This window comes from Kribbella sp., assembly GCF_035655035.1.
GTDB lineage: Bacteria > Actinomycetota > Actinomycetes > Propionibacteriales > Kribbellaceae > Kribbella.
Map to the genome: position 1 here is coordinate 1 of NZ_DASRVN010000073.1, position 5485 is coordinate 5485.

Below are 5485 nucleotides of genomic sequence, written 5' to 3' on the forward strand. Positions count from 1 at the left end.
GACGCGTTCGTGGCGCAGTACGACGCTGAGGGGAATCGGCGCTGGCTCAGGCAGTTCGGCGTATCTGGGGTGGTGGATGGCAGCTACTCGGTGGCCGTCGACGGGACGGACGTGTACGTCGGCGTTTACACGAAGGGCGCGGTTGGCTGTACGCCGGTCCGACGAGGTGTGGGGACTCGCGGCGGATCCCGCAGGCGGTGTCTGCCTCACCCGGTTCGCGGCCGGCGACTTCGTACGGATGTTGATCGGCGGCAAGGACATCGTGGTCGCCCGCGTGGACGGCGTACTGACCTGGCGCGACCAGTTCGGGACCAGCGGGAACGGCACGGGCGCCGGGATCGCTGTGGACACAGGCGGTTCGGTGTACGTCCGCGGGTTCACGGACGGCGCGCTCGAGACGCCGCTCGGAAGTTCGACGGGGTACTGGCGCACTCGCCGGATCACACGCAGAGCTGGACGCGGCAGTTCGGCAACGCGCACGACAATGCTGCGGACGCTTGTGCGGAAGCGAACCTGTATCTCACCACAGGGTGTGGACGGCGTGCAGTTGTGTGGGCTGACCGGAACTGATGTGTCCCTGACCAGCTTCACCACTGACGGGACGAGCAAACCTCCCTGAAACGTTTGGTGGGCTCCACGACCGCGTTCCGGCCGGGCGAGTCACGGCCGGACAACCACCTGACAGTCGGGGAGCCCGCTGAACACCTCATCACGTTCCGTACCCGAAGCACAACTCGTTCAGCCGTTTGTCTTTTGATTTCGGCAAAGTGCCTTATGCAGTTGCCTTTTGCAGATGCACGTGCACGAGATTCAGCGTGCGATGCAGGTTTTCAGGTGGTCGTTGACGATGCCGGTAGCCTGCATCAGCGCGTACGCCGTGGTCGGTCCGACGAACACGAAGCCGTGCTTCTTCAGCGCCTTCGACATCGCGATCGACTCCGGGGTCGTGGCCGGTACGTCGGCGAGCGTCTTGGGGATCTTGTGCTTCGCGGGCCGGAACGACCAGAGCAGTTCGGTGAACTCGCCGTCGGCCAGGTCGAGCAGGGCGCGGGCGTTCGAGATCGTCGCGTTGATCTTCAATCGGTTCCGGACGATGCCCGGGTCAGCCATCAGCCGGTCGAAGTCGGCGTCGCCGTACTTCGCGATCGCCTCCGGGTCGAACTGCGCGAACGCGGCCCGGAAGTTCTCCCGCTTGCGCAGGATCGTGATCCACGACAACCCCGACTGGAACCCTTCGAGCGTCATCCGCTCGAACAGCCCGACGTCGTTCCGGATCTCCTTGCCCCACTCGGTGTCGTGATACTCGACGTACTCCGGCGCGGACGTCGCCCACCCGCAACGCGGCTGCCCATCCGGACCCGTAACCGTCACCGAACCTCCTCCACCAGCCGCCGAAGCGAAACCCGCATCAACCCTTCGAACACCGGCCGCACAACCGGCCAGCACAACACCCCAACCCGCCCCAACGGCGGCACAACATCCTCCGCCCAGGTGAACCTACTACCCACCCGCCCGCCGTACTCCCGCGGCTCGATGGTGAATGTGCCGGTGCCGCGGATGAGTTTGCCGAGGTGTTTCACCGTGCATTCGCGCGGCGGATCCCAGTGCGTGATGACCATGTCGTCAGTGAACCCGACGCCACCGACAGAAGTCCGCGCCGCAACTCCCCCGCCGACGCCCGTACCGCCGTTCTCGGTTGCCCAGACCCGTGTGAACAGCATCCACCGCGACTGCCGCTCCCAGTCCATCACCACTGCCCACGCCGCTTCAGGCGCCAGCCCCAACTCCACCGACGCCACAGCGCGACAACCCCGCGAATCTCCCATCAGCTAGGCCGCTGATAGGCCCCTTCCCCCTCCTGCCCAGCCGGCGGCCAAAACCGCCACCCCTCCTCGCCCTCCGAGTCCCCCTCAGCCGACCCCGCCCCACCCTGCTCAGCCGCCTGCTGGCGTTCATCTGCCGGCGCCTGGTGCTGATTGCCCGACGGCTGATGCTGCTCAGCCGACTGCTCGCGCTGATCATCCGACTGCTCGTGTTGATTGATCGGCGACTGGTGTTGCTCTGCCGACTGCTGGAACTGCCCGGCGGACTGCTGGAGTTGATCCGCCTGCGGCTGGTGTTGCTCCGCCGACTGCTGGTACTGCCCCGCCGACTGTTGGTGTTGATCCGCCTGCGGCTGGTGCTGATCGGTCGGCGGCTGGTACTGATCGACCGGCGGTTGGTGGTGATCGGTCGGCGGTTGGTGTTGGTTGGTTGGCTGCTCGGTTTGGGCTGCCGGCTGCGCTGTCCAGTGCACAGCAGGAGGCTCAGCAGCGTCCCGACCGGAGGTACCGTCCGGCGCAGGCTCCGCCGGCTGCTGCAGCCGACCGGGGGCCGCCTGGTTGAGCTTCAGTTGGTCGTACTGCTGCGCCGGAGTGAGCGGTGCCAGCTGCGGCTGCGAGGGGTTCTGGTCCAGCTCCGGTTGCGACGGGCTCTGCCCCAGCTCCTGGTACGAGCCGTGGGTCGGCTGCTGGTACGAGTCGTCGGTCAGCTGCTGGTCAGAGTCCTGGAAGGGCTGATGGTAGGAGTCCTGAGACGGCTGGTGTGGGGAGTCCTGAGGCGTCTGGTGCGAGGAGTCCTGTGAAGGCTGGTGGTAAGAGTCTTGGGACGGCTGCTGGTAGAAGTCCTGGGGCAGTTGGTGCGAGGAATTCTGGGGCGGCTGGTGAGCTGCCTGCGACTGCTGGTGGGCTGCTTGTGACTGCTGCTCGTCCTCTGCGGGTTGGGCGAGCCCCTGTGCTGGCGGCTGTTGCGTGGGGAGCGGTTCTTGAGGGGCTGGGGTTCGTCGTGGGGTGACGGGCTGCGATTGTGCTTCCAGTACGGCGCGGGCCTCGGCCTGGAGGCGCTCGTACTCCTCAGCAGCAGCCTGGCTAGCCCGCGGCAGCTCCCGCGTCTGCGGCTCATCCTCCGCATCTCCACCCGCACCACCATGCGCAACACCAGCAGCCACCGCACCAGCACCAGTTCCAGCTGCCACTGCGGTAGCAGCCGTACCAGCGTCCGCTCCGGGAGCGGCCGTACCAGCGCCTGCTCCACCAGCCGCTTCAGCAGCCGCGGCACCAGCACCCGCGCCACGAGCCGTCGTACCAGCGTCCGCTCCCGGAGCTGCTGTACCGGCGCCTGCTCCGTCAGCCGCTTCGGGAGTCGCGGTGCTGCTACCTGGCGTACCTGCGTCCGTCGTACCAGCCTCTGCCGCACCAGCTCCGGCCGTACCACCGTCTGCTGCTGGAGCGGTGCCTGGTGCGTCCGGTGTGCCTGGGGTGGTCGCCGCGCCCGCCGCACCGTTACCCGTCGTGCCGGGGCCTGCGCTGTGGATCGGGTTGGCATGTGCCGTGCCCGTCGCGGAGGTCGGGTCGGACGCAGGTGCTGCCGACCGCGAGGTCGGGTCGGCGATCTCGGCGCCTTCCCCGGAGATCACGCCGGCGGCCGCGGCGGGCTCGTCGGAGGAGGTGTGCCTGTCCGAGGCGGTGGGCTCGCCCGAGGGGGTAGGTCCGTCGTTGGAGGTGGGCCGGTCCGACGACGTGAGCTCCTCCGAGGACCTGAGCTCGTCCGAGGACCTGAGCTCGTCCGAGGACCTGAGCTCGTCCGAGGACCTGAGCTCGTCCGAGGACCTGAGCTCGTCCGAGGACGTGAGCTCGGCGGAGGAGATGTGCGCCCCCGAGGACTTGAGTTCGTCGGAGGACGTGAGTTCGTCGGACGGGGTGGGCTCGGCGGAGGCGGTGCGAGCGTCCGCGGACGCGAGTTCGTCGGACGGGGTGGGCTCGGCGGAGGACGTAGGCCCCTCGGCGGAGGGGGTGGGCTCGTCCGAGGACGTGGGGTCTTCGGGCGAGGTGGGGTTTGGGAAGTTGCCGCCTACGAGGATTGGCTGGTGGGGGCCGGTGTCTTCGAGGGCCGAGGGTTCGTAGGGGGCCGAGGTGAAGCCGTGGCCCTCGGGGGAGTCGACGATGGGGGCTACGGCGCGTTCGAGGTCGGCGATGCGGCGGTCGCGTTCGGCGACTTCCTTGGCGATCCGTTCGAGCAGGGTGTCGACCTCGTCCATCCGGTAGCCGCGGACGCCGACGGCGAACCTCGCGGACTCGATGTCGGTCGAGGTCAGCGCCTGCCGGGCCGGTACGGTCATGTCCGGACGGTCGTCGTACGCCGTACTCATGGCACCCCAACGACCCGAGGCCACCACCGCGACAGCCCCGATCAACAGCACCACGATCAGCCCGAAGAACCACATCACGGGTCCGATCGTGCCATGCCGCCCGAGTCAACCGCACAAACACCCAGGGATTCAGCTCCCGTCGGACCCGAGCGGGTGCACCCTGGATGAGCCTTCGACGTCGGCTTCGGCGGCGTCGGCGGCGTCCGCGGCGGCGGCGTCGGCCAGTTCGCCGGCCTTGACGATGTAGCTGATCGCCTCGTCGACGTCGTCGGTGACCACGAACATGTCCAGGTCGGCGGCCGAGATCTTGCCGTCCTCGAGCATCGTGGTGCGCAGCCAGTCGACCAGGCCGCCCCAGTACGACGTACCGAACAGCACGACCGGGAACGACGTGACCTTGCGGGTCTGGGCCAGCGTGAGCGCCTCGAACAGCTCGTCCAGCGTGCCGAACCCGCCCGGCATCACGATGAACCCCTGCGCGTACTTCACGAACATCGTCTTCCGGGTGAAGAAGTACCGGAAGTTCATCCCGATGTCGACCCACTCGTTCAGGCCGTTCTCGAAGGGCAGCTCGATGCCGAGGCCGACCGACACGCCGCCGGCCTCGGAGGCGCCCTTGTTCGCGGCCTCCATCACGCCCGGCCCGCCGCCGGTGATGACGGCGTACCCGGCACCGACCAGTTTCCGGCCGACCTCCTCGGCGGCGACGTACATCGGGTCGTCCGGCTTCGTCCGCGCCGACCCGAACACGCTGATCGCGGACCCGAGCTCGGCCAGCATCCCGAATCCCTCGATGAACTCCGACTGGATCCGCAGCACCCGCCACGGGTCGGTGTGCACCCAGTCCGACGGCCCGCGGCTGTCCAGCAGCCGCTGCTCGGAGGTGGAGTGCTGCACCTGCTTGCGCCGCATCACGACCGGCCCGCGCTGCTGCTGGCCGACCGGACGGTCGGGGTGGATCGATGGTTCTGACATGCCTCCAGATTATGGCCTGCCCTGGAACCCGGCCCGCTCAGGCGCGGCCCGTCAACCAACTCCTCAACCGCTGTTCACACAGCTCGATCTCCGCCTCCGGCACGAACTCGTCCTGTTTGTGCGCGTACAGCGGGTCACCCGGTCCGTAGTTCACCGCCGGTACGCCGAGCAGCGTGAACCGCGCCACATCCGTCCACCCGAACTTCGGCTGCGGCTCCCCGCCCACCACCTGGAGGAACGCCGCCGCGGCCGGCCGTTCCAGCCCGGGCAGTCCGCCGGGCGCCGAGTCCGTGACGACCACGTCGTACCCCTCGAACACCTCGC

Annotated in this window: 5 protein-coding genes and 1 pseudogene; 1 reads left to right on the forward strand and 5 read right to left on the reverse strand. The window is 68.2% G+C overall.

Features of this window, described 5'->3' with window-relative positions; genetic code table 11:
• Positions 1-142: 142 nt before the first annotated feature.
• Positions 143-619: a hypothetical protein gene (locus VFF46_RS04570; protein ID WP_325035749.1), complete on the forward strand. Its 477-nt coding sequence runs from the start codon at positions 143-145 to the stop codon at positions 617-619.
• Between the two features lie 191 nt (positions 620-810).
• On the opposite strand, the gene VFF46_RS04575 is transcribed toward VFF46_RS04570, so the two are convergent.
• The 5 genes and pseudogenes from VFF46_RS04575 to VFF46_RS04595 form a co-directional block, all read right to left on the reverse strand.
• A complete protein-coding gene (locus VFF46_RS04575; RefSeq protein WP_325035750.1) occupies positions 811-1371 on the reverse strand; it encodes a DNA-3-methyladenine glycosylase I in 561 nt (186 codons plus the stop codon).
• Positions 1368-1799, reverse strand: coding sequence for an SRPBCC family protein (locus VFF46_RS04580; protein ID WP_325035751.1), 432 nt, complete (start codon positions 1797-1799; stop codon positions 1368-1370). The genes VFF46_RS04575 and VFF46_RS04580 overlap by 4 nt, the downstream gene beginning before the upstream one ends.
• Before the next feature lie 26 nt (positions 1800-1825).
• A complete protein-coding gene (locus VFF46_RS04585; RefSeq protein ID WP_325035753.1) occupies positions 1826-4261 on the reverse strand; it encodes a DivIVA domain-containing protein in 2436 nt (811 codons plus the stop codon).
• A 54-nt stretch (positions 4262-4315) separates the two neighbouring features.
• The gene (locus VFF46_RS04590; protein ID WP_325035752.1) at positions 4316-5161 is read right to left on the reverse strand and encodes a TIGR00730 family Rossman fold protein; all 846 of its coding nucleotides are present in this window, start codon (positions 5159-5161) and stop codon (positions 4316-4318) included.
• 37 nt (positions 5162-5198) lie between these two features.
• Positions 5199-5485: pseudogene (locus VFF46_RS04595) on the reverse strand (succinyl-diaminopimelate desuccinylase); the annotation flags it as partial.

Bases quoted from the DNA above. Each gene is read 5' to 3' on its own strand.
- VFF46_RS04585 (WP_325035753.1), bottom strand. From the start codon at position 4,261: ATGTGGTTCTTCGGGCTGATCGTGGTGCTGTTGATCGGGGCTGTCGCG.
- VFF46_RS04590 (WP_325035752.1), bottom strand. From the start codon at position 5,161: ATGTCAGAACCATCGATCCACCCCGACCGTCCGGTCGGCCAGCAGCAG.